Source organism: Brevibacillus laterosporus (assembly GCA_007833815.1).
Taxonomy (GTDB): domain Bacteria; phylum Bacillota; class Bacilli; order Brevibacillales; family Brevibacillaceae; genus Brevibacillus_B; species Brevibacillus_B laterosporus_D.
This window is the reverse complement of record CP033464.1, coordinates 5,020,133-5,045,702: the sequence shown is the minus strand read 5'-3', so window position 1 is coordinate 5,045,702 and position 25,570 is coordinate 5,020,133. Positions and strand designations below refer to the sequence as shown.

Genomic DNA, 25,570 nt, shown 5'->3' with positions numbered 1-25,570 from the left:
GAAACAGGAAAGCCTAAAGCTGAGCACAAAAACAAGAGACAAACTTTAATAAATAGCACTCATTTTTTATGTAAAGAATACATAGACGACGTGTCTCTTCTTCATATGATTTGAAATTCGAGGAAGCAGGTGGATAGAATGAATCTCTCAAAATGGACAAAAGCCGGTATTGTTGCAGTACTTTGTCTGCCGCTGATGCATGTAGCGGGTTCACACAATTTTTTGCAAGCAGCTGAGAAAAAACCAGCGTACGTAGATCAGGTTTCCTCATCATCAAAAGCATCAGTAGCTACTGGGCAAGGACTACAAACGATAGCAAAAACAAGTGGGGTGGAAGAATCCACATTAGCAGATGATAAACAAGAAATTCGCCTGTATTCCATTCAGGATCAAGATAAACATGGTTTTATCGATGCAACAGGAAAAGTGGTAATCACTCCGCAATTTGAAGTGGTTGGTGAGTTTCATGAGGGGCTAGCCGTAGCCAAAAAAGATGGGAAATACGGGTTTATCAACCAACATGGGTCTTTTGTAATTCCAGCACAATATGAAGAAGCAGATTCGTTCTCAGAAGGAGTAGCTGCTGTTAAATCTGGTGATCGTTTTGGGTTTATTACCAAAGATAATGAGATGGTAATCCCAGCAACGTTCCAGTTTGCTCGCGGCTTTCAAAATGGCTTAGCTGCTATTGGAGAAAATAATAAATATGGTTTTATTAATAAGCATGGGCAAATCGTGATTCAACCAGAATATGAGATTGTGTGGGGTTTTCAAGAAGGTACTACAGTGGCGTATAAGGATGGGAAAGCAGGCTATCTTGATCAAACAGGAAAAGTCATCATTCCATTCGCCTATCAGATTGCTAATCCATTCCAAGAGGGACTAGCTCTGGTATATGCAGGTGAAGACAAAGGATATAGTCTGATCAATAAACAAGGTCAAGAAGTAGTTAAACCAGATGGATTTGAGCCTGGTAGCTTTTCGGAAGGTGTAGCTGACGTGATGGTAGATATAGATGGCGCTGGAGATTTTAAAGCTGGCTATATCAACAAAAAAGGAGAATTTTTGCTCCCTCCCACCTATGAACGTACGTTACCTTTTTCAGAAGGGCTGGCTTCCGTTAAAGTGAATGGTAAGTATGGTTTTATTAATAAACAAGGTAAAATGGTAATTAAACCTCAGTTTGAATCAGGTGGTGTGTTTCATAATGGTTTGGCTTATGAAGTGACCCATGACGAACAAGGATATACCTTTTGCTACGTAAATAAACAAGGAGAAATCATTTGGAGAAGTTCTGTTATGAAGGAGTTTCCAGGTGATTTAGAGTAAATAAAGTGAAGCTCTCGCAAATAACCGCGGGAGCTTTTTGTTTGGAATAAGAAGTGTGTCTAAAATATGTCTTAAATCATTTGGATTTTCTGTTAAATAAAGTATAATATTGGTAATGATTTAGAAAGGGGAAATTGAACCATGGAAATTGGCATTGCCATGTATCCGATCATCGGTTTCTTAGTCTTCTCTTTCATCTTGTTCTACTACTTGTATAAAGGTCTTATGAAGGATACAACGAAACACGACGAGGAGCATGTATGGGTTGAATACGACACTAGCTTCATGAAGGAGACTCCTCACTCACAGAAGAAAAAAGCAAAAAGTAATCAGCAGATGTAAATACAAAGGATGGATGAAGCACTCCTGGCTTTAGGGGTGCTTTTTTACTTTTTTAATTTGCTGAATTTTATGGTATAACTAGTATGGAAAGAGTACGAGCTCGTCATTATGAGCAAAGGAGATCGTCAATGCGTAAACCATATCTTATTGGACTTGCGTTACTAGCTGTGTGGTTTGTCTGGCTCCTCTACGGAATTAGCGCTTATCGAGGAGAACAATTTAGTACATTGTTTTTATTAGTAGCTTTCGGAACAGGGGTTTTTCCCATCTATTTCAGTTTCGTTCATTTAGTCATTGGGGATCGTTCGAAGCAATGGATCAGTTGGGTAGGAATTGTCACTACGGCTTTTGTGATCGTACCAGCCTCGATTTTTTTATTATATCGATTTGCGTAAAAAATTCATTCAAGCAAAGCGGTTGTCAGGTAGGTATTTATCTGATAAAGTGAAGTGAATTACATAGGAATAATCCAAAATAGAGGTGCGCAGCGGATGAGTCATCCTGTTTGCTTTACATCGTCGGGACGATGAGAACAGGATAAAAGGTCAATGCGCCGAAGTCGTTGCTGACCCGCAATCTACGGCTGGGGTGTACGTGAATAACGTACGTCTTGTCATGAAAGGTGAACCTTTCGTGGAGCGCTATTTATGAGTTGCCATGGTAGAACCAGCAATGAGTAGGCGAACCCACTCATTGCTTTTTTGCTTATCTTGGGATTATTCTTTTTCCACACAGTAATTTTGCAACAGCTTATTATAAACCAAATTGGTAGGAGGAAATTCCAATGAACATGATGGATGCCCACGAAATTATCAGCTTTATTCAAAAAAGCGAAAAGAAGACGCCTGTGAAGGTACATGTAAAGGGTAATTTAGAAGGTATCGATTTTGGTGAGAATACCAAAACCTTTATTACAGGCAATGTAGGCGTATTGTTTGGCGAATGGAAAGACATACAGCCTGTAATTGATGCGAATAAGGACAGCATTGTAGATTATGTGGTAGAGAGCGACCGTCGCAATTCTGCAATTCCGATACTAGATACAAAAGGAATTCAGGCGCGTATTGAGCCAGGTGCAGTCATTCGCGATCAAGTACACATTGGAAATAATGCGGTTATTATGATGGGTGCAGTTATCAATATCGGTGCTTCTATCGGTGAGGGTACAATGATCGATATGGGTGCTATTATTGGAGGACGTGGTACTGTTGGTAAAAATTGCCATATTGGTGCAGGAGCTGTCGTTGCTGGTGTTATTGAGCCACCCTCTGCAACTCCGGTAATCATTGAGGATGATGTATTGGTTGGAGCAAATGCTGTCATTTTAGAAGGTGTACGCATTGGACAAGGTTCAGTGGTTGCTGCAGGAGCTGTCGTTACACAGGATGTTCCAGCGAACGTGGTAGTAGCGGGTACACCAGCGAGAATCATCAAAGAGATTGATGCAAAAACCAAATCCAAAACGGAGATCATGCAAGAACTTCGTCAGCTATAAACGGGTACGAAAACATGCTAGATAGAAATCATATCAGCTAGGAATTGATTGAGCTGAATAAAGGGGTGTATTCCCATGACGGATTGGCTACAAAAAGATGAAACCTATTTGATGTCCACCTACAAACGATTGCCGATTGCGATCGAAAAGGGAGAGGGCAATTATTTACATGATACAGAGGGAAAAGCTTATCTCGATTTGTTTACTGGTCTTGCTGTCTCTGTTCTGGGTCACTCTCACCCCAAAATTGTAGAAGCTCTTGTAGAACAAGGAGAAAAATTCTTGCATATCTCCAACATTTTTTTGAACAAGCCAGCCATCACATTGGCAGAGCAGTTAGTTAAGCATACCATTCCAGGGAAAGTGTTTTTTAGCAACTCAGGGGCGGAAGCAACAGAAGCTGCAATAAAGCTTGTGCATAAATGGGCCAAAGCGACGGGAAAAGAGAACGCTGGGGTTATTGTGTTACAAAACAGCTTTCACGGTAGAACGCTTGGTGCTGTCAAATTAACTAGACAAGCTCACGTTTATCAGGATTACCCTCTACCGGCGTTCCCTGTATATGAAGTCGCGCCCGGTGATGTAGAGGGGTTGCGAGAGATTATCACGAGGTACTCCCCTGCATGCTTGTTAATGGAGCCTGTCCTCGGATCAGGCGGAGTCATTCCTCTTTCTGGGAGTTTTTTGGAAACAGCTTTTGCTCTATGTAAAGAACATGATGTTCTATTTGCCATGGATGAAATTCAAACAGGTATGGGGCGAACTGGTAAGTTGTTTGCCTACCAGCATGCAGCGATACAACCTGATCTGATCTTATTTGCCAAAGGTGTAGGTGGTGGGCTACCGCTAGGTGGGGTAATTGCTGGTGAGAAACTGGCGAATCTTTTCGTTCCTGGGGACCATGGAACAACGTTTGCTCCTTCTCCATTGAGTGCAGCATTGGGTAATGCAGTTATGGAAGCGTTGCTGGTAGATGGATGCCTAGAAGAGGGTAAAAAGCAGGCTGAGTATTTGTGGGAGAGAATTGTTAGTTTGATTGCAGAATATCCACATTTACTAGCGGATATTAGAGGCAAAGGTATGATGCTTGGCATTCAGACAAAACTTACTCCAGAACAGGTTAGTCAGATTCAAAAAGAGATGCTAGAAGCGGGATTTTTAATTGATGTTACGCAAAAAACGATTATTCGTCTGTTACCACCTCTCACTTTAACCAGTGAGGAAACCGATCGATTTGTGGCGTGCTTCCGCGATGTGTTAAAGCAAACGACCCGCTTGAAGGGGGAAGTTAGTTAAATGATATCTCCCTTTGTAGCAATTCGCCGAGAGTTGCACAAAATCCCAGAGCCTGGATTTTCTGAGTTTAAAACGCAACAGTTTTTGCTTTCTTTTATCGCTCAAATGCCTCAGGAGCATATAGAAGTGACGACTTGGAAAACAGGTGTGCTGGTTAAAGTGAACGGAACCTCTCCAAAGCGGATGCTGGCTTGGCGTGCTGACATGGATGGACTACCGATTGAAGAAGAGACCAACTATGATTTTCGCTCGGAACACCCAGGATATATGCATGCATGCGGACATGATATACACATGGCAATTGGGCTTGGTATCTTGAACCAGTTTGCTCAATGTCCTGCTATAGACGATCTACTATTTATTTTTCAACCTGCGGAAGAGGGACCAGGAGGTGCGGAACCGATGCTGGCAAGCCCTGAGTTTCGTCGCTATCAACCTGATGCCATCTTCGCATTGCATATTGCACCAGAATATCCAGTTGGGACCATTGCAATGAAAGAAGGAGTTTTCTTTGCTAACACTTCTGAGTTATTCATTGATGTGAAGGGAAGGGGTGGTCATGCAGCTTACCCGCATCTTGCCAATGATATGGTGGTTGTAGCGGCCCATCTGTTGACCCAATTACAAACGATTGTTGCTCGCAATGTGAATCCATTGGATGCTGGAGTCATTACGGTTGGTAAAATAGAAGGCGGTACAAAGCAGAATATCATCGCTGAGACGGCTCGACTAGAAGGAACTATTCGTACGCTGTCTCAAGATTCCATGCAAAAAATGAAACAGCGGATTGAAGCACTTGTCCAAGGTGTGGAAACAGGCTTTGACTGTCAAGCGTCAATTGATTACGGAGCCATGTATTGTCAGGTATATAATGATCCAAAGCTTTCGGAAAAATTTATGACCTGGTTGGACCAGCAGGAAGACGTTACGTTGGTTCGGTGCACAGAAGCGATGACTGGTGAAGATTTTGGGTACTTTTTGGCTGAAATTCCTGGCTTTTTATTTTGGCTTGGGGTAGATACTCCTTATGGATTGCATCATGCTAAGTTGGAGCCAAATGAACAAGCCATTGAGAATGCAATTGGAATCGTTACACGTTTCTTTCGTCAGTATGCAAACGTGATGTCAAACGAAATCAAATAAAAAGCAATGAAAGGCGGCCTGCGGGTCGTCTTTTGCTATTCCCACAGATTAGGCATCGGTTATCCACAATCTAGTACAGATTGACGGGGAAAAAAGTAGGCTTTTAGATCAGGATTGGCACAATAATCACTATATCCACTTGTGAGTAAATTTTGAAAACATACTGTGGATACTGTGGATGAAGGTAAAAAAAGTTCCTTTTCATGCACAACTATTTGAAGTGTGGTGCGTCTAAGATTAAGAGAAACAAACAGGAACAAATATCCTTTTGACCTGGAAGCATACGAGTACAGCTTCGGCTTTCTATATATTACGATTGATGGAGGGAATGAGATGAAAAAGCAATGGATGGCAGGACTAGCAACCATAATCGTTGTAGCTACAGCTACGACCGCATGGGGCGATACAAGCATACGTACATACTTCAATGGTGAGCGCAATAGTAAAATAGAAATCACCGCTTCAACACTTGATACCACACAGGAATTAATCAATAGCCTAGGTGGATTTGCGACTTATGATAAAGATACAGGAAAATTGTTCATCGATAAGCCAAACGTGAATATTATGGTTTTGGAAGGGGTTCAACAAAACAAAAACAATGATATCGTGTTGACTAATCCAGTGACAGGATTTCTGGAAAAAAACATTCCCCGTAACTTTGGCGTGTACGTAGAGGTTGATAATGTGGTTGATGCCAAAGATATGAGTGTAAGAGTAAATATTATTGGCCCAGATGGCAATGTAGTGGATAATAGTAAGGAGAAATCCTACTCAGTACGTGACGGTGGATTCTTTTTCTCCCAGCCTTTTGTCTCTACAAAGTTAAAAAAGAATGGTACATATAAAGTTCAATTGACAATGAAAAAAGAAAAAGATGCAAATATGGTCGTAGTGGGAGAGAATTCCTTTACAGTAGGCAAATAAAATGCTATTCCACCGTTTTCAAAATTAGCTGCCTAATGATATAATGGTTAGAAGTAATTTCTATTATGTAATGTAGGAAAGGAAAGATGAAAGCGAATGAAGACAAAAGCCACGCGGTCATCAACAGATACAGACGGCCCGAGTATACGTATTGCATGGAAAGACCCCCAATCAATTTTAGCCTCTTGGCTTGTGACGGAGGAATACCAGCAAGAGATTGAACAAGAATTTGCCATCCCATTCCATGAGCTGCCGCTAGTTCTTCGTCTGTATGATGTAACGTACCGGATTGAAATTAAGAATGACGGGCTAGACAGCTACACAGATTATGACATCAATTATCGGGCAAGCAATTGGATTCTTTACGGAGTAATGGAAGGGTGCAAATACTGTGTTGATCTTGGCATACGTATGGTAGACGGAAGGTTTTATTCGCTATCCAGATCCGAAATACTTTCGTAACACCTATAGGAAAGACAGGTCCGGATCACGGAACCTGTCTTTTGTTTTCTTTCTTGGCTTATTTATTTTCAAGGCATTTGTCATACACACGTAGCGCCACAGCTAGCACAGCCCATGCAGGCATAGGTTTATCTAAATCCTGTAGCCATTCAGGGGATGTGATGATTCCCTCTTCCAAAGCACGTTTCCCCACTTCAAGCTTCCAAGCGGCTACAGCTTCCTCCGATGGGGACGTTTTTTGATCATACTGGGTCAAGCTGTAGGCTGTAATCAATTTTTGTAGCTTTTCTGCATACTGTGGGTCGGTAGCGTAGCCTGATTGCTCCAGTTGTTCAGCTGCTAGATAAGGAGTATTTGCTGTAATAACAGTCTTATAGCGAGGTTTTAATAACAATTGTGAGTGGTCTTCGATAGATTGAAGAAAACTGTTATAGGCTTTGAAAGCCTGTTTTTTCGTTATCCACTTTCCCTGCAGATACTCTTTGGTTTCTACAAGAACGGAGCCGGCTGGACCTACTCCTTTTATCCCGAAAATATTATAAGATAACAGGCCTGTTGCAGGGTCTTTTGGAATGGAGTTACCAAATCCAGATTCTAGAATAGCTTGAGCTATGATTATGGAGGCGTAAATATGATACTTTTCAAAGGCAAGCTGAGCAGGTGCACTTACAAGTGATATGAATTCTGAGCGTTCCATAAAAAGGCACCTCCTTTTGTCCAGATATTGGAGTAAAAGCAAGGTACTCATTGATGGTAAGCACCTCCACAATGTATCATATTAGGAGGATGCCATTTTGCTTGGGCAGATGTGTAGAATGCATGCATAGAAAATACAAATTTAAGGCTTGCGTGGCTGAAAATACTGAATTCTTCCGTTAAATAGATGAAGTTCTCCTTTTACTTCACGAGCTAGGTAGCGGCAGTATTCGTTTCCTTTACTTTTATCGTTTTGGGTTGCCGTGTCCGGGATACTAATTTGAATAAAAGCGCGTTCCTGATTGTCTTTATGATGTGTGCCTACGCCAATGATCACATATTTATAAAGATCTGGATCTTTACCCTTTAAAATGAAAAATGTATCTTTTCCTTCCACTGGTTCTTCGATATGATAGGGAAAGGAAGCATCTGTATAGCTCCAATCCAATTGTTGACCTGTTTTACTGGTTTTATCTCGATAGTTTTGTAAAAATGTTTTGACATCATCAAGAGTAACCGTGGAGCCGATGGAACCATCTACTAGATATACATAGGCGGATTGCATATTCACGAATCAGTTCACTCCCATATCAAAGGTACAAATCTTTTCTGTTTCAAGTGTAGCATTACAGTTTAGGCTTCTGCAAGCGGATACAAAAAGCGGAAAGTAATTGATTATATTTTCTGAAAATAGTACAATGATGAAAATTTACAATTGTAGAGAGACAAAAATCAGTTGGGGGAATGGGAAATGAAGGATACAGCGATACGGCAGGTGCATGAAGCATTAAATACATTGCGGGCAATCAATGTTGTGAACAAAGACGATTGGGAAAGAGCTGCAAAAACAGCGAACTTGGATTCATCGGTACAATTAAATATTTTGTGGATCATTTGCTGCTATGAAGGAGTGCGTGTTACACAGATTGCTGATTGGACGTTTTGGCATCCCTCATCCATTGTCATTCATATAAAAAAGCTTATGGAAAAACAATTAGTGAGCATTGAAAAATCCGATATTGATGGTAGGGTCGTTCATGTGTATCCTACAAGCGCAGGACGTCAGGTTATTGAAAAAAGCAGGGAGAACACACCTAGTCTATTCCGCTTAACAGAGGCGTTGGAAAAATTAAAAGAGCGCTACTCAGTTGTAGTAGTAGAACTGTTTTTTGAATGCATATCATTCCTTGCTCAAACCCTACACGGTGCAGATAAAGTTAGATGGATTCAGGAAGGGGAAGAGCGTTTTCCTGAGAATCAAAGCTCTGCTGGATGAATATCCTCTGTAGTAAAGTACGGATATAAAAAGGGAAAAGTTTCATATTATTTAAAAAAGGTTATATAGTAATGTGTGATTTTCCAAATGTAAGGATTGTGTGATGGGTGAACCCTTTTTAGCTCCTTCTCATATTCTGATAAAGCGATCGGTGGGCATTTATCCCAGTCGAGAAAAGAATGGGGCGAGGAGAAAAAAGATCATACAAGATGGGAGGGTATCGCGATGGAAGTAATGGAATTGTTGTATGACGTGAACGAAGAGGCCAAGGTTCGTTTTCTGGGCTTTGCAACCGAAACGACTCGCTATGATTTTGGGATAGTGTACACACACCGTTTTTTTGGAAAACCAATGGTGGTATGTATGCAGACTGGACAATCAACGTTATTAAGTTCAGAAGACACACTGAATCCAAAACATCTGCAAGAAATCTTTAAATTGTCATGTTTGACCCAAGCAAATGAGCTCTCTCAATTCTTTCGTGATAACTTACCGTCCATGCCATTTCAGGATCAATACTAACCTAGATGTAAATAGACAATCCTTAATATGACAGCCTCCTCCGTTGGAATGGAAGAGGCTGTTTTTTTTCTGAAAAGATGTAGATCTATTTCAAACAATAGCTTAAAATTTCGTGTCGCCTAAATGTGACATACTAATTAATGTGTAATAAGCTTATCAAAGTAGTTATTATAAGAAACAAAGGGATGTTACAGTTGATTTCAGTAGCCTATTGACAGATAATGTATAGCATATTAAGATGGATACAACACATACTTTAATTAATGTGACATACTAATTAAAATGTTTTTGAAAGTAGACTTATTTTATAGGGGGCTTATCATGACGACAATCGTTTGTCAGAAATGCGGAGACATCATTGAACATTTAGAATCGCCACAAGTGAAAACACTTTACGGTTTATGCGATTGCCCGTGCCATCAGCATGATAATGAACATGAATAGGCTATTTTGAAGATATATTTTTGAATATATTGAGTCTTTCGTTTATTGAACACGCTCATTATGAGTGTGTTTTTTGCTTTTTCATTTTATTTCTAAAGATTTTTATTTACTTCTTCATTTAGTTGATAAATAATAAGAAGGATAGAGAAAAATGGAATATTTTGTAGAGAGGAGTTAAATTATGACGAAGAAGAGCTTTCAGCGATGGATAGCTGTTTTTGCCATGGCAACGACTTTAGTTAGTAGTGTGAACCCAGTATTAGCAGCCAATTATGATGAGGAAAAGATTACAGTGAATGGTGACACTGCAGCTGCCCCTTATGGTATGGATTTCGATGGGGATTATGCTGTATGGGTGGAGGAATCCGGGAAGAATTATTCCATTGTGGTTTATGATGTGGATGATGAAAAAATATCAAAGAAAATTTCTAGCAATAAATCTAAGAAAGTAGCACCACGTATCGATGGAAATACGGTAGTTTGGGCTCAAGTGGAAAACAATCGTTACCAATTATATGCTTATGATCTGAAAAAGGATAAAGAGCGTGAACTTACGAGCCAAAGTGCAAGAGTAACTGATCCAGAAGAGCTAAGCTTTAAAGATGGTGTAGTTGTTTGGAAAGACAAGCGTGATGGTGGAACAAATATTTATGCGATTGAAGTAAACAACAGCAAAGAACAACGCATATCCACAAGCGGAAAAGCTAGCCATCCTTCCGTTTATGATGACCAAGTGGTTTGGCAAGATGAGCGTAACGGAAAATCTGAATTGTATCATAATATATTAGGATCTTCTAAAGAGTATAAAACTTACTGGGGGAAGGCTACACCAGCTCATCCCATCATTGTTGACGATGATATCGTTTTCTTGAACCAAATAAGCGGTAATATTGAAAAAACGCAACAAGAGAGCAGTAAATCCAAAGTGTTGACCCACGAAAGAGGAGATGAAAAGCTGTTTGATTTCAACGGACGTTATCTTTTATATGGAACGGGTAGCTCATTGTATTATCTAGATACCAATAAAGATAATTCGTATAAAGTTAATAGTGATTACAATGAAAAAATGCCTCCTGTGATGAGTGGACGCTACGTGCTATATGCTACAGGTAAAAGCAACAACTTGACATTGAAATTATATGACACGAAAAAAGAGAAAAGCAAAGTGCTTGGCAAGGGCGAAAATTTAAAAAATGTAGCTTCTCCAGCAGCTAGCAAAAACCATGTTGCCTTCTTGAAGGAAGGTAAAAAAGAATCTCGCGTTATGCTGTATGATGCCAAAACTCGTAGAACTACTACTGTTTCTCCCGAAAAGCATGAAGCAGAGCATCCAGTGGTAAGTGATTCTTACGTGGTTTACTACGATAATGATGATAATGTATTAGTGGCTTACGACATCGAAACAGGTGAATCTACCAAGATCACTACTAAGAAAACAGATGTCGTAGAAGGTTTGTATGCTATTTATAATGAACATCTTGTTTGGGTAAGTGGTAGCAAACGCTCGAATACCGCTAATCTAACCAATTTAAAAAAGAATAAAACATCTGAACTGCATGAATCCAAAGGTGGCATTCGCAGTGTTGCTATTAATCATAAAGCTGTAGCTTTGATTGATGGCGATGACGATAATTATCAAGATGTTGTCATTTATGATTATGAAGATGGCGGACGTATCATGAAGGAAGAAGTAGAAAATGCAGACAGTATCGGTCTTGGCGATGGATTTGCAGCTTGGTCTGCTTATAATAGTGATACAAAAGATAAAGACATTTTCGTGTATTCATTCAAGATGAATCGTACTGATCTTCTATATGAAGAAGAAGGAGATCAAGAGAAGCCGATCGTATCGAAAAATATCATTTTCTATGAAACTGAAGTAGAAAAAGGCGGAGACGATCTTGATCGCTATGTCATGTATGATATGGATAAGCAACGTTTCAGATCTCCATTTGATAGTGATGCTGAACCATCTGAGATCGCAATCGGTGGCAATCGTTTAGTATGGTTGGATGATCGTGATGATGAGGAAGGTCTGTATACATCCTTATTTAGTTCTTATGACGACGATGATGAGGACGAAGACGAATAATAATACAAAAAGGCTGGTAGGATATAATTTCCTATCAGCCTTTTGATATGGTAAGCAAGTAGTTTTTAGTTTATTAGAACATCTTACTGAAAAAGTATAAAAAGAATATACCGAACCCATCTAACAGCGCAAGCCACAAGAGAAGGGATAGTTGTTTTGGAAAATTTTGGGTTTTCATTTCGCTGATATAATGATCGGCCATTAAAATGTTGGAGAAAAGGACAAGTAAGATATTGGGAGTTACCATCAATAAGCTTGGGAAATGCAATCCTCTTGCTATAAGGTTAACTAAAGAGGCAGCAATAAGAACGGTAACACCGTATACGGTGGTCTCCAAGCTAATTTGAACCAGCCAGCGTAAACTGATTTTCTTATAGCCAATCAGATAGGTGATTCCAAATAAAAGAATCCAGCTACAACTAGCGGATATGATGACCCAGTACGCACCGAGATCAAATGACCAGTGATCAAAATGTAGGCTGAGACTACCTCCATATAAGGCAGAACCGCCAATAGCAAGGATAAGATACCCGATCCATAGCAAGTAGGAATAGGGATTCGTGGTGGTGGATGTGGTGTTCATGTCATTTCTCCTTTTCTCAGGCGACGTAGGGCATATATTAAGTATGGACTACCTAATTTACTATACGTCATAAAGTCTAGAAAAGTTTCGAAGTTTTGTTAAATAGAGTGACAAAAAATCCTCTCCTTGTCAATATCAGAAAGGAGAGGACCTTTTTATGTGTTATTCATGTATAGCTGCTTGGCGTTTTACGACCTTGATAGTTTGAATGGTTTCATCTTCAGGACCTTGTACAGGAAGACCTACACGCAGGTTCTCTTTGATGTAATGAATGTTGTCAGATGTGACAACCTCTCCTGGGAATAAAATGGGAATACCAGGAGGATAAACCATAATGAATTCCGTGATGATGCGTCCTTCTGCAAGTTCGAGTGGGACAATTTCCGTTTCAGAATAAAAAGCATCACGTGGTGAAAGGGAGATCACGGGGATTTCAGGCAATGAAATTTCAATTAAATCACTTGGTTCCGCATGAGCAAATTCAACTGCTAGGTGCTGCAAGGCAGAAACTAATGTACCAACGGTTTCTTCAGTGTCTCCTGCCGTCACAAAGCAAAGAATGTTGTAGAGATCGCTCATTTCTACTTCAATGTTATATTTTTCTCGTAACCAATTCTCAACTTCCCAGCCAGTAATTCCGAGGTTACGTACATGAATGAGCAATTTAGTCGGGTCCATGGCGTACTCAGCCGGCATCCCTAAAATTTCTTTTCCTATACAACGCAGACGAGGGATTTTGTTAATTTCATCTCTCGCAGCGTTAGCCATACGAATGGAGTTTTCTATCATTTGCTTTCCATGTAAGGCTAAATGCTGTCTAGCCATGTCTAAGGAAGCGAGCAAAATGTAGGAAGTGGATGTTGTCGTTAGCATGCTCAGAATGGTTTTCACTCTGTCGACGTCTACAAGCCCTTCTCTTACGTTTAAAATGGAGCTTTGGGTGAGGGAGCCTCCCAACTTGTGAACGCTGGTAGCAGCCATGTCTGCGCCTGCTCGCATAGCAGATAATGGCATATCCTCATGAAAATGAATATGAGCACCATGAGCTTCATCTACTAGGACAGGTACATTATACTCATGGGAAATTTCTACGATTTGTTGTAAATCCCCAGCTATCCCAAAATAAGTTGGATTAATGACCAATAGGGCAGCTGCATCAGGATGGGCGCTCATTGCTTTTCGTACTGCTTTTGGTGTGATGCCATGAGCAATTCCTAGCTGTTCATCCATGATTGGGTGTATAAAGACTGGAATAGCACCGGCAAAAATAATGGCAGCGGTCACAGACTTATGCACATTTCGAGGCAAAATAATCTTATCTCCAGGATTGCAAGTTGCCATGATCATTGCCATGATTGCACCGCTTGTCCCTTGTATAGAGAAAAAGGTATGGTCAGCACCAAATGCTTCTGCCGCCAAATCCTGTGCTTCTTTAATTATTGCTTTTGGATGGTGCAAATCATCTAGTGGGGCGATATTAATTAAGTCAATTGATAAAGCGTTCTCCCCAATGAATTCTCGGAACGTAGGATTCATTCCCGTCCCCTTTTTGTGGCCTGGAATATGAAATTGAATGGGATTCCTCTCTGCATGTTCCACCAATCCGCTAAACAAGGGGGTTTTATCCTGTCTCATTATCGTATCGCCTCACTTTATTTTATAATAGTTTGAAAAACAACAAAATTGAGTATAGCAAATTGGGGGGGAAAGCAAGTGTTTTTTTTTGCATAACTCCCGTAATAGCAGGATTTATCCCTTTTAAAGCAGAAGGTTAAGAAAAACAGAAAGGAGGGTTAAGGATGAATACGAGAGTTACTGAGATGCTCAACATTATGTACCCCATTATACAAGGGGGATTGGCACATCTGGCATATGCCGAATTGGCAGCTGCGGTATCCGAGGCAGGTGGACTAGGTCAAATAACGGCCATGTCGTTACCTTCACCAGATTCTTTGCGAGCTGAAATCCAAAAGGTACGTACATTAACGACAAAGCCTTTTGGTGTTAACTTTGCTATTGGTCAGCATGATCGTCCTTATGAAGAAATGTTGGATGTAGCCATAGAAGAAGGAATTGGCGTCATCAGTATCACAGGAGGGAATCCAGAGCCGCTGATTCGTCGTACGGATGGATATGGTATGAAACGTATGGTGCTGGTGGCAGCGGTCAGACAAGCACAAAAAGCGGAAGCGATAGGAGCAGATGCTGTAATGGCAGTTGGTCAGGAAGGTGGGGGCCATTTAGGACGTGATGATATTGGAACCTTCGTGCTTATTCCCCGTGTAGTTGATTCGGTAAATATCCCTGTACTTGCAAGTGGTGGTATCGGTGATGGTCGGGGATTATTGGCAGCGCTTGCATTAGGGGCGGAAGGAGTGGAAATGGGGACTAGGTTTATTGCAACACAAGAATGTGTTCATGCACATGCTGCCTACAAGCAGGCGCTTATCCAGGCGACTGAGCATGATACTACCGTTATCAAGCGTTCACTGGGTACTCCTGCACGTGTGGTGAGTACGAAAGGCTCTGAGCATATTATAGAACTAGAAAAACAAGGCGTAGGATATGAGGGCTTGCGTGAATATATTAGTGGCAGGAACAATTGTCGCTTTATCTACGATGGGGATGCAGAGCATGGATTTGGTTGGGCAGGACAAGTGGTAGGTTTAATCCATGATGTCCCTACTGTTCAGGAGTTGTTCAATCGAATGATGGGGGATGTAAATGAGTTTCAAACCATTATACAAAAAACGTTCCAAGGGAAGCCATGACGCTCTTTTTGAACTTTTTATTAAAAAGAAGAACAGGTTCTTTACAATTGCATGAAAAAGGACCTGTTCTTTTGCATATAGATAGTAGAAAGCATACCAATTTACTAGAAAGTGCCCCCTATACTTGCCGATTTAGCATGTACAAACGAGTAAGGACTTGGAAGGTTTCCTCTAAGTGAGCTACAAGCGCTTCACCATCTCGTAAAATTGAATCATTTTTATCAATAGTGATTCCGCAAAGGATTTCTGCTTTTTTTACAGTTTGAAGACGTTGGATAAGGTTTAATAGTCCTTCTTCACCCAACTCAACTTGTGACGTACTGTGTGGTTGCATATGATCTGGAGACCACTGAAAATGTCCTGGCACAAGGGACATGATCTTCTTCAAATGTTTTTCCATGTTTTGTCCGATTTCTTGTTTAAACGGAGACTCATAAATAAGGGCGTACCAAACAAATAGGTGAGTGCCCCACAGTCCAATTTGAAAATGAGGATGTTTTTTGTAACCTCGTTTGTCATTTGCCCAAGCTACCCATGTATCTTTAGGTGGATTAACCGTACGACGTGCGTGTTTGGCTACATGATAAAACATTTCATCTCCTAGTGCCAGACCAAGTTGAGGAGCAAAATGTTCACCTAGAAAGGTTAATTTGGGCCGAATTTGATCTTTGATGCCTTCCATTCTCTCGTCTAATCCTTCAACGGAAAATACCTCAAAATCCTCAGATTGAAAGCCAGAAAAAGTGGTCATATGTAAACTCCTTTCAAGTGAGTACGTTGTTCATTTTATGTAACTGCAGATGCCTCTTTCCTTTATCACAGAGCAAAAAGGGCTCTAGAGCCGTGAAGAAAGCGAAATTCTCTCCATATGATATCATACCACACAGATAAGCAGACTATCGGGGGTTTTTCCTAGAGTGTAACTTGTTTGGTTTCATGAACCTAAATCGGGGTAAGTAAGGAACAGAACAACATTCCTACCATGTATCCAATAGGGGTGGCAATCCAACAGGAAATACTTGCAAGGGAGTGTCACAAAAATCGCTGGACAGTAATAGGATATACAACCCATTCCCAAGGGCTTATCTATAATCTGATAATTCGGTGTATTTTGGGGGGATGAAGTGTATGAAGAAAACCTATAACGAGTTAGAGTACAGCAATATCATTGTTTGGTTTGACCGAACTACTTTCCTTTCCTTATTGGAGACGCTTCATCAGAATGGATTATCTGTCAAAGTAAAAGAAGCAGCTCATACAATTCGAATGGATATTACAGCAGATAGTGGTGGACATCAGTTGGTTTTAGCCAAAAGTGGAGAACGATACAAGCTTGAGGAATATCATTACGCCGTTCGAGATATTAGACTGGCGATGGTACTGTACCAATTTATCGAGCAGGCTAAAGGCCATGCAGTGGTCAAAATTATTAATGAACATCAAACCCTAGTGAAGAACATCAGGTACGGTGAGGCTGTACGAATTGTAAAGATTAAAGGAGCTGAGAAAAAAGTGATCTATGAAAAAGCGTGTAACGTAACCATGGACCAAGTAATTGCTGCCTTGAAAAGAAGGGATGCCGAAGAAAGAATACCTGTATTGCGACTAGAGCTTGATTATGAATTAGCGACTCTACACGAAGCATTACAAAACAAAAATAAGGAGCAAGTGAAACGTTCAAAAGCACAATTGAGATTGCTACGTAAGGAAATGCTATTACTGGAAGTATAGCAGAAATCATGATGGAATGGGCAGGGTGAGAATGAACGTTCAAGACACGGAGTTTATATGAAAAACGGCTTCTTCGATATGAAGAGAGGCCGTTTTTCTTGTTATAGTAATAAAATGAGTAATTTTTTTACTGGAAACAGTCTCAAGTAATTGATCTTTTCAATAGCTTGGCGTTAAAATGGGTTAGTATGAAGTTGGTCGAGAAAGGAAGTATTTCTATGCAGCAAGCTTTACTCGCGATTCAGTCACCGTATATCCTCTTTGGATTATGCGGAATTACACTGCTGACCCTCGTGTATATTATCGTCTTACATACCAAAATGAATCGTTTACGTAAAAGAATGAATCGTTTCTTTGTTCGAAGCGAAGGAGACAATCTGGAAGAAACATTAAACCGCTTGCTTGGAGATATGGATGCATGGGAAGGAAAGCTTAGCGATCAGCAATTTATAGTCAATCGTTTATCCCAAAAAATGTCGACACAAGCGGGGAATATTGCTGTACATCGGTATAATGCTTTTGGAGAAATGGGAAGCGATTTAAGTTTTTCCTTGGCATTTTTGGATGAGCAAGAAAATGGTGTAGTTATTACAAGTATTTATGGTAGGGAAGAATCGCGGACGTATGCTAAGCCAATTGAGAAAGGTACTTCCGTTTACCACTTATCAGAAGAAGAGCAGATGGTGATAAAAAAAGCGATTACTTCTTCTGTATCCGTCCTGTAAATTGTATAAATCTGCGAGATAGTGATGATGTAGGAGGTTTTTCCATGAAACCGTCTGTAAACTCTCTAAATCGCTTTTTTCTTTGGAATCCTGCGTTTATAGGGCAGGATTTTTATTTTTGTTTTGTGTATAATCAAAAGTAGAGAAGTGTATAAAGATAAAAGTAGGTGATCCGCCTTCATTACCCATTTTGAGTTCAGACTCACGGGGCGGCAAGGTCAGGTTCTACAGCGATCTTTTGTGGATACTTAGCTCCCTTTTCCGCATTACCAGTCAACCAACCAGATACACATGCGTAACCGATTGGTATTTAGGAAAAACAATGAATTGGGGAGATTTGTATGGCACAGCGTTTAGCTACTAGTTACGCAAACGCCTTTTTTACCATGACAGAGCAGGAATTAATGCAATTTGTTCAACTCTTTGCAAACGAAAGAGTTCTCTTGATGGAACAGATATTTGAAAATGGGGATCGTGACATCGTCGTTGTGGATGGTAGTTCCGAAATACATCTTGCCTTCCAGAGATTTGAAAATCACTTTATTTGCGACAGTTCCTATACGATCAAAGATATCGGGCTTGCCAACGTGATGCGTAAAGCGATGAAAGCTTTTAAGGGTCACGCTGTTGTGCATCGAATTTACGAGAACTTCACAATTATTTATCATTACGATGAAGGTTCAGTGACGAAGATTGAAGAAGTGAATGACACCGAGGAATCCGTCATCTTTGAGCAGGACGGTGCAAGCTACGTCAAGGAATTACAACATCTATATGTACAAACGTCTAGTGAACAAGAGATTACACAGTTGCGCCAAGAGACCGATCGTCTACTTGACCTGCGCAATTGGGTAGGGGAACACAAACCGGACACGGTGTCAGTAATTGATCAAAAGCTGTCTGCTGTTTCACATCGTTTGTTTGTACTAGAAGCATAAAAGAAACGTATAAAAATGGGCGCTATTGGTGCCCATTTTTTGTACAAACGGAAAGCTTGAACCTCTCATGGCTAAAGCCACGAGATTCCTGCGCTATCACATCCAACGAAGTGAGAATTAGCAGGCTATCCCCGTAGTCCCTACGGTTATTGAAAAAAAGTGTACGTTGGACTCTTCTCTCTGACCTACTGCTTGGTTTTCGCTTTTCGGTCAGAGAGGACGAAGGTGCTTGAATGTTTTACGACACAAAGCATTCCTTATGGCAACCCCATACATTCCGTTTTCAATGAGCAATCTGTACAAGATTAGTATACCTGTTCTTGTTAGTTATTCAAAGAAGTAGTCGGTCAATTAACGTGTCAGAAGACACGCTTTGTCCGAAGCCGATTCATCTCATGATTAAAATCACGAGTGTTCTCGGCTAATTCATAAAATTTTAAAAAACATAGTTCTAATAGAAGAGCAGCTTTCCCTAGAAGGGCTTGGCAAGCCTATGGTTTCGTGGTATCCTGTGTTTATATTTGTTGAAAAATTTGGTATTTCCAGAATTAATTTTTAAAAAAGTATTGTGTTTTTCCCAGAACCATGATAATTTAAATCTCGTTGGAAAAACTAGATAGGAACCAGGATTCACTTCAAAGGGTGGACCAAAGACCCGCCCCCGTTAGTGAATGACGCAGGTCCTAGCGATGTTTCATTATCACACATGCTAGGAAGGGGGAACCGAAAGAATGGAATATTCTACTTTCGGAAGACACGTTGCCATTGACACTTGGGGAGTACAATTTGATTTACTGAACGATGCAGATTTCTTGAAGAAACAAATGGTTGAAGCAGCAGAAGCATGCGGTGCGACTGTTCTAAGTGTACAGTCTAAACAATTTGCACCACAGGGAGCAACTGTATTGGTTCTTTTGTCGGAAAGTCATCTTTCCATCCACACCTACCCAGAGCGCGGATTCGCCGCTTTGGATTGCTACACATGCGGAGAGACAGTGGATCCGCAGGTTGCCATTGACTACATGGTTTCTGTATTAAAACCGGAGAAAGTCTTTGCTAAAAAACTAATTCGTGGTTTAGGTGAATTAGAAGTTGTGGAACCAGAAATGGAACTTTCTACAACGACTAACGCATAAGACAACCAATTGATTGACTAACAAGCAGAGGCGTCTGGCTAATAGCAGGCGCCTCGTTTTTTATTTATTTTCTATAACAACAAAAAAACAGGGCAGACGTTGACCGTTGCCCTGTTTTTTTGTTGTGCATAAAGATCGTTAGTTTTAACGGAATGGAGCAGTTATCGTACGACCAATGTCCATGACTAACGTGCCAAAATCTGCACCGACATTAGACAGATTGCCCGTAACGGTATTTGGACCAGACGTCATGTTAGACCCGGACGAGCGATAGTTGTTATCGATTCCTTTTACACGTGATATCATCTTGGTATCAGATGTAACGTAAATTCGGTGATGAGGAGCAGCTTTAACTGCTTCATTGTTTACCTCTCGTTCAATGGTACGGCGGTGAGATGAATTTTTATGATCTTTCAACTCAATACCAACAACCGCTTCATTTCCATAGACGACGGTAGTAGCTGATTGTACCCCTTTAATTTTCTTTGCAGCTGTAGTAATGCGATCAGCTAACTCACGGTTGTAAGCATGGTTCGGGGACATGAGAGAATGTGCATTTCCTCGATAACGTTGGCCATAGCCACTATTTGCGTAGTTATTACTAAAACCATGCATGCGAGAGTCTGTAGATTGGTATAGGCCAGAATGAGGGTAATTTCCTCTGTCTGTACCGTATCCATTGTAACCATAGCCGTTGTAAGTCATGGCACCATTGTAATTGTTAGTACCCATTGTTCCATAGCCACTCGGTGTCATTTGATTGGATCTGTAAGAATGGGTTTGGGCACCTTGCTTTGTAGTAGTTCCACAAGCAGTTACTGCTGTCAACAATACGAGACATGAAGCCGTATACAGGATTTTTTTCATGTTAGTTGGCCACCTCCATTAGGTAGTGTTAACAGAAGGTAGCCGAATTACTTAGGAAGTGCTCTCCAAGGAAAGAGCAGGAAAGGCCAGACCTGGCACGTCCCATACGGGTTTACGCACGGAAATTAAACTTTTGGATAAAAATAGTGTAAGACCAGAGACAGGAAATAACCAAGAGGATAGTAGAACGGGTTTACCGTAACGAAAAAGTGTAGCCTGTGGACAAAACAGATGCTCAGTCTGCAATGGGTGGTAATAATTGGGTATGTCCAAAGTGGGGATAAACAACACTTCAGGCTGACTTTGTAACCAAGGATGAAAAGCCACCTGTGTATTTGCTTGTGCTACCAAACCAAGAGCTATCTCATCCTCTGGCAAGTCTGGGAGCAGATGTAGTTGAGTGTATTTTTTTTCTGAATTCAAGTTCGTACTTAGGGAGAAGGTTGAAAGGGGTCTACCCCTGCGATCAAAACTACGACTACCTATGCCAGACAGACGCTTTGGATCATACAAAGCTTCAAATCCGGAGAAAGAGAACGGGTGCTTCCTACACTCCATTTGAAAATCCGGAGATAAAAAACAGGGAAGTAGCAAACGTTGTAAGGCAGTAGGGCTCAGCAAGCAAATAGTATGTTTTGTTGGAGAGTAAAAAGGAATTTGAGAAGGTGTGAAGCTGTTAAACCAGAATGCTTCCGTTTGTAGATATTCCCGTGCAGCTTTGGGAGGAAGTCTGCGGAATTGGTAAGAAAATGGGCTGTTGAATGTAGGGTGTAAGTGTAGACGGGTTTCTTGCTCGAAAATTTGTATATGTCGTGAATCACCGTAGGTACGTTTAAGCAAGGAGGCAGTTGCCGTAAAACCCTCTGGCAGCTCAGGTAACGTGTGTGTTTTCACATGCTCTGCTAATAATGGATCATATATAGTTGGAGATTTATAAATCGTATCACGATCAACCAGATATCGATAATCAGACCGAAAAAAACGATAAGCAGCCCATTTAGCTAAGGGCAATTCAGATTGATCTAATAAGGCAGGAGTAATTACATGTAAGGAAATGCTACCATCTTGCCAAATCAATGTAAGCTCTCCACAATACTGTAGTTTCACTGAGGAGGAAAGTACGTTCTCCTCTTCTAAATAGAAGTGAAAAGCGGCCAAGTCTTTGGAATGAGAGGCCATAGTAGCTAGCAGTTTAGTTTGAAAATCCATAAATACATCCATGACAAGACCTCCTTAACTGAATCTTTCAACAAAAATTACAAAAAATCCACCTAATCATGTTCGAAAAAATGTCATCCTATATCTATCAACAGGTAAGAGGGTGCTGTTACACAAAAATCTAAGGAATGTGGCTCAATAACTGTACGATTCGTTCCCCAACCACAAATAATGGAAGAAAAAATCATGCTTAGTCGACCGCGTAACCAGTTAGGCTGTACTTGTTGAAGCGTGGTGAGATCAAAAGAATTACGTGCTAACAGAAAATAACTGTCCATTGATTTGCTTTGATATAGTTGGTGATAACCGCTCATTATATAGGAAGGGGCTTTATCGTGAATGTGAATGGACGAGGTAGGTAGTCCATCTTTACATATCAGTGTTGGCAAAGAAAAAAGGAGATGAGCTCCCCTTAAAGCTTCTTGTTTTTCCATATCTAGAACAGAATCTCCCCGTAGCGTGACAGAGGGGTATAAGGTACCGATGGAATGGAAGGGCTGATAACAAATGTGACCTTCCAAATGAGAGAGTCGCAATCGTGATGCAGAGGGCAACGATTGGCGTAGCTCGGGAGGTTGTTGCAAAAAAAGATGCAAAAGAACAGCAAAAATTTCTGTATCGATCCAGAGTGGTGTAGAGACTTCACAAGAGGATAAGGCTAATGTTGTATGAATACGATTAATGATATGGGACGGCTGAAATTGTACATGGCATATAGAGAGGCGATTTGCCATTTGCTCATAGAAATCAATTATTATTTCGTTCATACCTGGATGCCAAATTTCAAAGAAGGTAGCACCATCTTGATAATGAATAGGTCTGGTTTGGGAGTTTGATTGAAATGTAGCTTGTAGCGTCACTCTCCAAAATTGCGACTGATAAATGCTACCGTCACTACGGCAGAGCAACTGTTTTTCTTGTTGCATAATGATCTGGGATTGCAATTTGTACGGCATTTTCTCACGAAAAAACCGTTTATGTTCCAAGCCCATTTTACTAATAAATAAATGCCAATCACGATATTCACCCAATTGCTCCATTGAAGTTGGTGGAGGAAGCTGCTTTTCACATCGGCAAAACTGTTGAAAGGTTCGCCACCCATTCTCATTTAAAGCAAGACTGATACGAGCTTGATGAAAGGCCGCAACCGCAGCAGATTCGGTTAAGTGTAAGGTGGTAGCTTGTCCCATCTCTTTTCGCGTAGACCAAACTGTTATGTGTAAAGTTGCTTGTATCAAAGATTGTTGTCTGTCAGCTAATCCATTACTCCATGAGAAGGTTTGAGACTGATGTTCTGTGATGTGAATACTCAGCAATAGACCAAATTGATCAGCTAGCCGCAATAAACTTGAGCAAATAGATGATAAGGTAGGTGTTATGGCTAATAGATCGGTGGCATGGGTCATTTCAGTTGCCTCCTTTCGTGCTATGATGGCATTTATTCAAGTGTAGCATGGGAGTGCAGTCAAGATTTGCCAAAGTATGACGGATTAGACAAGGAAAGTTCTCGACAAGAATCGGGTATTCCTCCACATTTTATAGATTGTGAATGAACCTATTACCTGTTATTATGGAGTGTATGCAAAGACGAGGAGGAACTTATGAAACGCCCTGATATTCGTAATATCGCAATTATTGCCCACGTTGACCACGGTAAAACGACACTGGTTGACAAACTTCTTATTCAATCCGGTACATTCCGTAGCAACCAACATGTGGCTGAGCGCATGATGGATTCCAATGATCTGGAACGTGAACGTGGAATCACTATCTTAGCGAAAACCACATCTGTAAAATATATGGATTACACCATTAACATCTTGGATACTCCTGGTCACGCCGATTTCGGTGGAGAAGTAGAACGTATCATGAGCATGGTAGATGGTGTTTTGTTGATTGTTGATGCGTTTGAAGGCTGCATGCCACAAACTCGTTTCGTTTTACGTAAAGCATTAGAAGCAAACGTAACGCCGATCGTTGTTGTGAACAAGATCGACCGTGACAATGCTCGCCCACAAGAAGTAATCAATGAAGTGTATGACCTATTTATTGATCTAGATGCGACAGAAGAACAATTGGACTTCCCAATTGTATATGCTTCTGGGATTCAAGGAATTGCTGGTAAGGAGCCGGACAACTTATCAGAAGACTTGAAGCCACTATTCGAAACCATAATTGAAGGCATCCCAGCTCCAGAAGCAAATGAAGAAGAGCCGTTGCAATTCCAAGTAACGATGCTTGATTATAATGATTTCCTAGGTCGTATTGGTATTGGCCGCGTTTATCGTGGTGTTATTAATCTAAATGACCAGGTATCTGTTGTAAAACGTGATGGTAGCATCAAGAAAATGCGTGTACAAAAGCTATTTGGTTTCCAAGGGCTAAACCGCGTTGAACAAAAAACAGCTCGTGCAGGCGATATTATTGCTGTAGCTGGTTTGGAAGACATTAACGTAGGGGAGACCGTTTGCAACGCTGATAAACCAGATCCATTGCCACTTTTGAAAATTGATGAGCCTACATTGCAAATGACCTTCTTGGTTAACAACAGTCCATTTGCTGGTAAAGAAGGAAAGCATGTTACTTCTCGTAAACTACGGGATCGCTTGATGTCCGAGCTTGAAACAGACGTATCCTTACGTGTTGATGAATCTGATTCAGCAGACGCTTTCGTTGTTTCTGGACGTGGCGAATTGCACTTGTCTATCCTGGTTGAAAACATGCGTCGTGAAGGCTACGAGTTGGGTGTATCTAAACCAGAAGTAATCATCCGTGAAATCGATGGTGTAAAAATGGAACCAGCTGAGCGTCTTATCATTGACGTTCCTGAAGAGCACACGGGTCCTGTTATGGAAACATTGGGAGCGCGTAAAGCTGAAATGGTGAATATGATTAACAATGGTTTCGGACAAGTTCGTTTGGAATTCCTTATTCCTTCCCGTGGCTTGATTGGATATCGTACAGAATTCATGACAATTACACGTGGTTATGGTATCTTGAACCACTCCTTTGACTGCTATCGCCCAGTTGTACCTGGTATCGTAGGCGGGCGCCGTGCTGGTGTATTGATTTCTAATGATACAGGTACTTCTAGCACATACGGTTTGATGTCAGTAGAAGATCGTGGAACTATGTTTATCCAACCTGGTACTGATGTATACGAGGGTATGATCGTTGGTGAACATAGCCGTGATAACGACTTGACCGTTAACGTAATCAAAGAAAAGCATGCTACCAACGTTCGTTCTGCTAACAAGGATGAAACAGTTAAAATGAAAACACCACGTATGCTTTCGTTGGAAGAAGCTCTTGAGTATCTGAACGATGATGAATTGTGCGAAGTAACACCTCATTCCGTTCGACTACGTAAGAAATACTTGAACAAGTCAGATCGTGAGCGTTATAACAAGACAAGACGTTTTGACTAAGAGAGTATATTTTTTAATCGTTATCTAACAAATGAATGAGTAAAGAACAGCCGTTTTGGAAGTACTCCAAGGCGGCTTTTCTTTTGACTAGGCACGCAAAGATTGCTACAGTAGACATGATACAAAATAAAACAGATAACCAGAAAACC

Annotated in this window: 26 protein-coding genes; 18 read left to right on the top strand and 8 right to left on the bottom strand. The window is 40.8% G+C overall.

Going from position 1 to position 25,570, the window contains the following annotated elements; all coding sequences use genetic code 11:
• The first annotated feature begins 138 nt into the window (after positions 1–138).
• From EEL30_24860 to EEL30_24825, 8 genes are all read left to right on the top strand, one after another.
• Positions 139–1,329 carry a WG repeat-containing protein gene (locus EEL30_24860; GenBank protein QDX95245.1) on the top strand — a complete coding sequence of 397 codons (1,191 nt, stop codon included), beginning with the start codon at positions 139–141 and terminating at the stop codon, positions 1,327–1,329.
• Between the two features lie 141 nt (positions 1,330–1,470).
• Positions 1,471–1,671, top strand: coding sequence for a hypothetical protein (locus EEL30_24855; protein QDX95244.1), 201 nt, complete (start codon positions 1,471–1,473; stop codon positions 1,669–1,671).
• A 128-nt stretch (positions 1,672–1,799) separates the two neighbouring features.
• Positions 1,800–2,066 (top strand): hypothetical protein, encoded by a 267-nt coding sequence (locus tag EEL30_24850; GenBank protein QDX95243.1) that lies wholly within the window; start codon positions 1,800–1,802, stop codon positions 2,064–2,066.
• Between the two features lie 389 nt (positions 2,067–2,455).
• Positions 2,456–3,166, top strand: coding sequence for a 2,3,4,5-tetrahydropyridine-2,6-dicarboxylate N-acetyltransferase (gene dapD / locus EEL30_24845; GenBank protein ID QDX95242.1), 711 nt, complete (start codon positions 2,456–2,458; stop codon positions 3,164–3,166).
• A 75-nt stretch (positions 3,167–3,241) separates the two neighbouring features.
• Positions 3,242–4,462, top strand: a complete 1,221-nt coding sequence (locus tag EEL30_24840) for an aminotransferase class III-fold pyridoxal phosphate-dependent enzyme (GenBank protein QDX95241.1) — start codon at positions 3,242–3,244, stop codon at positions 4,460–4,462.
• Positions 4,463–5,605, top strand: a complete 1,143-nt coding sequence (locus EEL30_24835) for an N-acetyldiaminopimelate deacetylase (protein ID QDX95240.1) — start codon at positions 4,463–4,465, stop codon at positions 5,603–5,605.
• Between the two features lie 333 nt (positions 5,606–5,938).
• Positions 5,939–6,532 carry a hypothetical protein gene (locus EEL30_24830; GenBank protein ID QDX95239.1) on the top strand — a complete coding sequence of 198 codons (594 nt, stop codon included), beginning with the start codon at positions 5,939–5,941 and terminating at the stop codon, positions 6,530–6,532.
• A gap of 96 nt (positions 6,533–6,628) precedes the next feature.
• Positions 6,629–6,994, top strand: coding sequence for a DUF4912 domain-containing protein (locus EEL30_24825; GenBank protein ID QDX95238.1), 366 nt, complete (start codon positions 6,629–6,631; stop codon positions 6,992–6,994).
• Positions 6,995–7,052: 58 nt separating this feature from the next.
• Here EEL30_24825 and EEL30_24820 read toward each other — a convergent pair whose 3' ends face one another.
• Positions 7,053–7,691: a muramidase gene (locus tag EEL30_24820; protein QDX95237.1), complete on the bottom strand. Its 639-nt coding sequence runs from the start codon at positions 7,689–7,691 to the stop codon at positions 7,053–7,055.
• 141 nt (positions 7,692–7,832) lie between these two features.
• On the bottom strand, positions 7,833–8,261 hold the full coding sequence (locus tag EEL30_24815; GenBank protein QDX95236.1) for a DUF1885 family protein: 429 nt from the start codon (positions 8,259–8,261) through the stop codon (positions 7,833–7,835).
• Between the two features lie 180 nt (positions 8,262–8,441).
• Between EEL30_24815 and EEL30_24810 the strand changes: the two genes are divergently transcribed.
• From EEL30_24810 to EEL30_24795, 4 genes are all read left to right on the top strand, one after another.
• Positions 8,442–8,966 carry a MarR family transcriptional regulator gene (locus EEL30_24810; GenBank protein QDX95235.1) on the top strand — a complete coding sequence of 175 codons (525 nt, stop codon included), beginning with the start codon at positions 8,442–8,444 and terminating at the stop codon, positions 8,964–8,966.
• 225 nt (positions 8,967–9,191) lie between these two features.
• The gene (locus EEL30_24805; protein ID QDX95234.1) at positions 9,192–9,488 is read left to right on the top strand and encodes a DUF3055 domain-containing protein; all 297 of its coding nucleotides are present in this window, start codon (positions 9,192–9,194) and stop codon (positions 9,486–9,488) included.
• Between the two features lie 321 nt (positions 9,489–9,809).
• Positions 9,810–9,932, top strand: a complete 123-nt coding sequence (locus EEL30_24800) for a GapA-binding peptide SR1P (GenBank protein ID QDX95233.1) — start codon at positions 9,810–9,812, stop codon at positions 9,930–9,932.
• 181 nt (positions 9,933–10,113) lie between these two features.
• Entirely contained in the window at positions 10,114–12,024 is a 1,911-nt protein-coding gene (locus EEL30_24795) for a hypothetical protein (GenBank protein QDX95232.1), read from the top strand.
• Positions 12,025–12,097: 73 nt separating this feature from the next.
• Here the strand turns inward: EEL30_24795 and EEL30_24790 are convergent, their stop codons facing one another.
• Together EEL30_24790 and EEL30_24785 are read right to left on the bottom strand one after the other, a co-directional pair.
• Positions 12,098–12,607, bottom strand: a complete 510-nt coding sequence (locus EEL30_24790) for a hypothetical protein (GenBank protein ID QDX95231.1) — start codon at positions 12,605–12,607, stop codon at positions 12,098–12,100.
• A 162-nt stretch (positions 12,608–12,769) separates the two neighbouring features.
• The gene (locus EEL30_24785) at positions 12,770–14,242 is read right to left on the bottom strand and encodes an aminotransferase class I/II-fold pyridoxal phosphate-dependent enzyme (protein ID QDX95230.1); all 1,473 of its coding nucleotides are present in this window, start codon (positions 14,240–14,242) and stop codon (positions 12,770–12,772) included.
• 164 nt (positions 14,243–14,406) lie between these two features.
• Between EEL30_24785 and EEL30_24780 the strand changes: the two genes are divergently transcribed.
• Entirely contained in the window at positions 14,407–15,378 is a 972-nt protein-coding gene (locus EEL30_24780; protein QDX95229.1) for a nitronate monooxygenase, read from the top strand.
• Between the two features lie 118 nt (positions 15,379–15,496).
• On the opposite strand, the gene EEL30_24775 is transcribed toward EEL30_24780, so the two are convergent.
• A complete protein-coding gene (locus EEL30_24775) occupies positions 15,497–16,129 on the bottom strand; it encodes a DUF1054 domain-containing protein (protein ID QDX95228.1) in 633 nt (210 codons plus the stop codon).
• A gap of 377 nt (positions 16,130–16,506) precedes the next feature.
• On the opposite strand from EEL30_24775, the gene EEL30_24770 reads away from it, so the two are divergent.
• The 4 genes from EEL30_24770 to EEL30_24755 all read left to right on the top strand — a co-directional run bounded on the left by EEL30_24770 (position 16,507) and on the right by EEL30_24755 (position 19,908).
• Positions 16,507–17,109 (top strand): hypothetical protein, encoded by a 603-nt coding sequence (locus tag EEL30_24770; GenBank protein ID QDX95227.1) that lies wholly within the window; start codon positions 16,507–16,509, stop codon positions 17,107–17,109.
• A 218-nt stretch (positions 17,110–17,327) separates the two neighbouring features.
• Entirely contained in the window at positions 17,328–17,834 is a 507-nt protein-coding gene (locus EEL30_24765) for a DUF4446 family protein (protein ID QDX95226.1), read from the top strand.
• 341 nt (positions 17,835–18,175) lie between these two features.
• Complete coding sequence (locus EEL30_24760; GenBank protein QDX95225.1) at positions 18,176–18,772, top strand: hypothetical protein; 597 nt, start codon at positions 18,176–18,178, stop codon at positions 18,770–18,772.
• Positions 18,773–19,503: 731 nt separating this feature from the next.
• Entirely contained in the window at positions 19,504–19,908 is a 405-nt protein-coding gene (locus tag EEL30_24755; protein QDX95224.1) for an adenosylmethionine decarboxylase, read from the top strand.
• Positions 19,909–20,052: 144 nt separating this feature from the next.
• Here EEL30_24755 and EEL30_24750 read toward each other — a convergent pair whose 3' ends face one another.
• The 3 genes from EEL30_24750 to EEL30_24740 all read right to left on the bottom strand — a co-directional run bounded on the left by EEL30_24750 (position 20,053) and on the right by EEL30_24740 (position 23,399).
• A complete protein-coding gene (locus tag EEL30_24750; protein QDX95223.1) occupies positions 20,053–20,775 on the bottom strand; it encodes a sporulation protein in 723 nt (240 codons plus the stop codon).
• A gap of 51 nt (positions 20,776–20,826) precedes the next feature.
• The gene (locus EEL30_24745) at positions 20,827–21,996 is read right to left on the bottom strand and encodes a hypothetical protein (GenBank protein QDX95222.1); all 1,170 of its coding nucleotides are present in this window, start codon (positions 21,994–21,996) and stop codon (positions 20,827–20,829) included.
• 71 nt (positions 21,997–22,067) lie between these two features.
• Positions 22,068–23,399, bottom strand: a complete 1,332-nt coding sequence (locus EEL30_24740) for a hypothetical protein (GenBank protein QDX95221.1) — start codon at positions 23,397–23,399, stop codon at positions 22,068–22,070.
• 195 nt (positions 23,400–23,594) lie between these two features.
• On the opposite strand from EEL30_24740, the gene typA reads away from it, so the two are divergent.
• Positions 23,595–25,421 (top strand): translational GTPase TypA, encoded by a 1,827-nt coding sequence (gene typA, locus EEL30_24735; protein ID QDX95220.1) that lies wholly within the window; start codon positions 23,595–23,597, stop codon positions 25,419–25,421.
• The last annotated feature ends 149 nt before the right edge of the window (positions 25,422–25,570 follow it).

Coding starts and splice junctions, on each gene's coding strand:
- dapD (QDX95242.1), top strand. CDS start 2,456: ATGAACATGATGGATGCCCACGAAATTATCAGCTTTATTCAAAAAAGC.
- EEL30_24840 (QDX95241.1), top strand. CDS start 3,242: ATGACGGATTGGCTACAAAAAGATGAAACCTATTTGATGTCCACCTAC.
- EEL30_24860 (QDX95245.1), top strand. CDS start 139: ATGAATCTCTCAAAATGGACAAAAGCCGGTATTGTTGCAGTACTTTGT.
- EEL30_24810 (QDX95235.1), top strand. CDS start 8,442: ATGAAGGATACAGCGATACGGCAGGTGCATGAAGCATTAAATACATTG.
- EEL30_24835 (QDX95240.1), top strand. CDS start 4,463: ATGATATCTCCCTTTGTAGCAATTCGCCGAGAGTTGCACAAAATCCCA.
- EEL30_24750 (QDX95223.1), bottom strand. CDS start 20,775: ATGAAAAAAATCCTGTATACGGCTTCATGTCTCGTATTGTTGACAGCA.
- EEL30_24820 (QDX95237.1), bottom strand. CDS start 7,691: ATGGAACGCTCAGAATTCATATCACTTGTAAGTGCACCTGCTCAGCTT.
- EEL30_24770 (QDX95227.1), top strand. CDS start 16,507: ATGAAGAAAACCTATAACGAGTTAGAGTACAGCAATATCATTGTTTGG.
- EEL30_24755 (QDX95224.1), top strand. CDS start 19,504: ATGGAATATTCTACTTTCGGAAGACACGTTGCCATTGACACTTGGGGA.
- EEL30_24800 (QDX95233.1), top strand. CDS start 9,810: ATGACGACAATCGTTTGTCAGAAATGCGGAGACATCATTGAACATTTA.
- EEL30_24780 (QDX95229.1), top strand. CDS start 14,407: ATGAATACGAGAGTTACTGAGATGCTCAACATTATGTACCCCATTATA.
- EEL30_24745 (QDX95222.1), bottom strand. CDS start 21,996: ATGGATGTATTTATGGATTTTCAAACTAAACTGCTAGCTACTATGGCC.
- EEL30_24775 (QDX95228.1), bottom strand. CDS start 16,129: ATGACCACTTTTTCTGGCTTTCAATCTGAGGATTTTGAGGTATTTTCC.
- EEL30_24855 (QDX95244.1), top strand. CDS start 1,471: ATGGAAATTGGCATTGCCATGTATCCGATCATCGGTTTCTTAGTCTTC.
- EEL30_24740 (QDX95221.1), bottom strand. CDS start 23,399: ATGACCCATGCCACCGATCTATTAGCCATAACACCTACCTTATCATCT.
- EEL30_24795 (QDX95232.1), top strand. CDS start 10,114: ATGACGAAGAAGAGCTTTCAGCGATGGATAGCTGTTTTTGCCATGGCA.
- typA (QDX95220.1), top strand. CDS start 23,595: ATGAAACGCCCTGATATTCGTAATATCGCAATTATTGCCCACGTTGAC.
- EEL30_24850 (QDX95243.1), top strand. CDS start 1,800: ATGCGTAAACCATATCTTATTGGACTTGCGTTACTAGCTGTGTGGTTT.
- EEL30_24785 (QDX95230.1), bottom strand. CDS start 14,242: ATGAGACAGGATAAAACCCCCTTGTTTAGCGGATTGGTGGAACATGCA.
- EEL30_24830 (QDX95239.1), top strand. CDS start 5,939: ATGAAAAAGCAATGGATGGCAGGACTAGCAACCATAATCGTTGTAGCT.
- EEL30_24805 (QDX95234.1), top strand. CDS start 9,192: ATGGAAGTAATGGAATTGTTGTATGACGTGAACGAAGAGGCCAAGGTT.
- EEL30_24825 (QDX95238.1), top strand. CDS start 6,629: ATGAAGACAAAAGCCACGCGGTCATCAACAGATACAGACGGCCCGAGT.
- EEL30_24760 (QDX95225.1), top strand. CDS start 18,176: ATGGCACAGCGTTTAGCTACTAGTTACGCAAACGCCTTTTTTACCATG.
- EEL30_24790 (QDX95231.1), bottom strand. CDS start 12,607: ATGAACACCACATCCACCACCACGAATCCCTATTCCTACTTGCTATGG.
- EEL30_24765 (QDX95226.1), top strand. CDS start 17,328: ATGCAGCAAGCTTTACTCGCGATTCAGTCACCGTATATCCTCTTTGGA.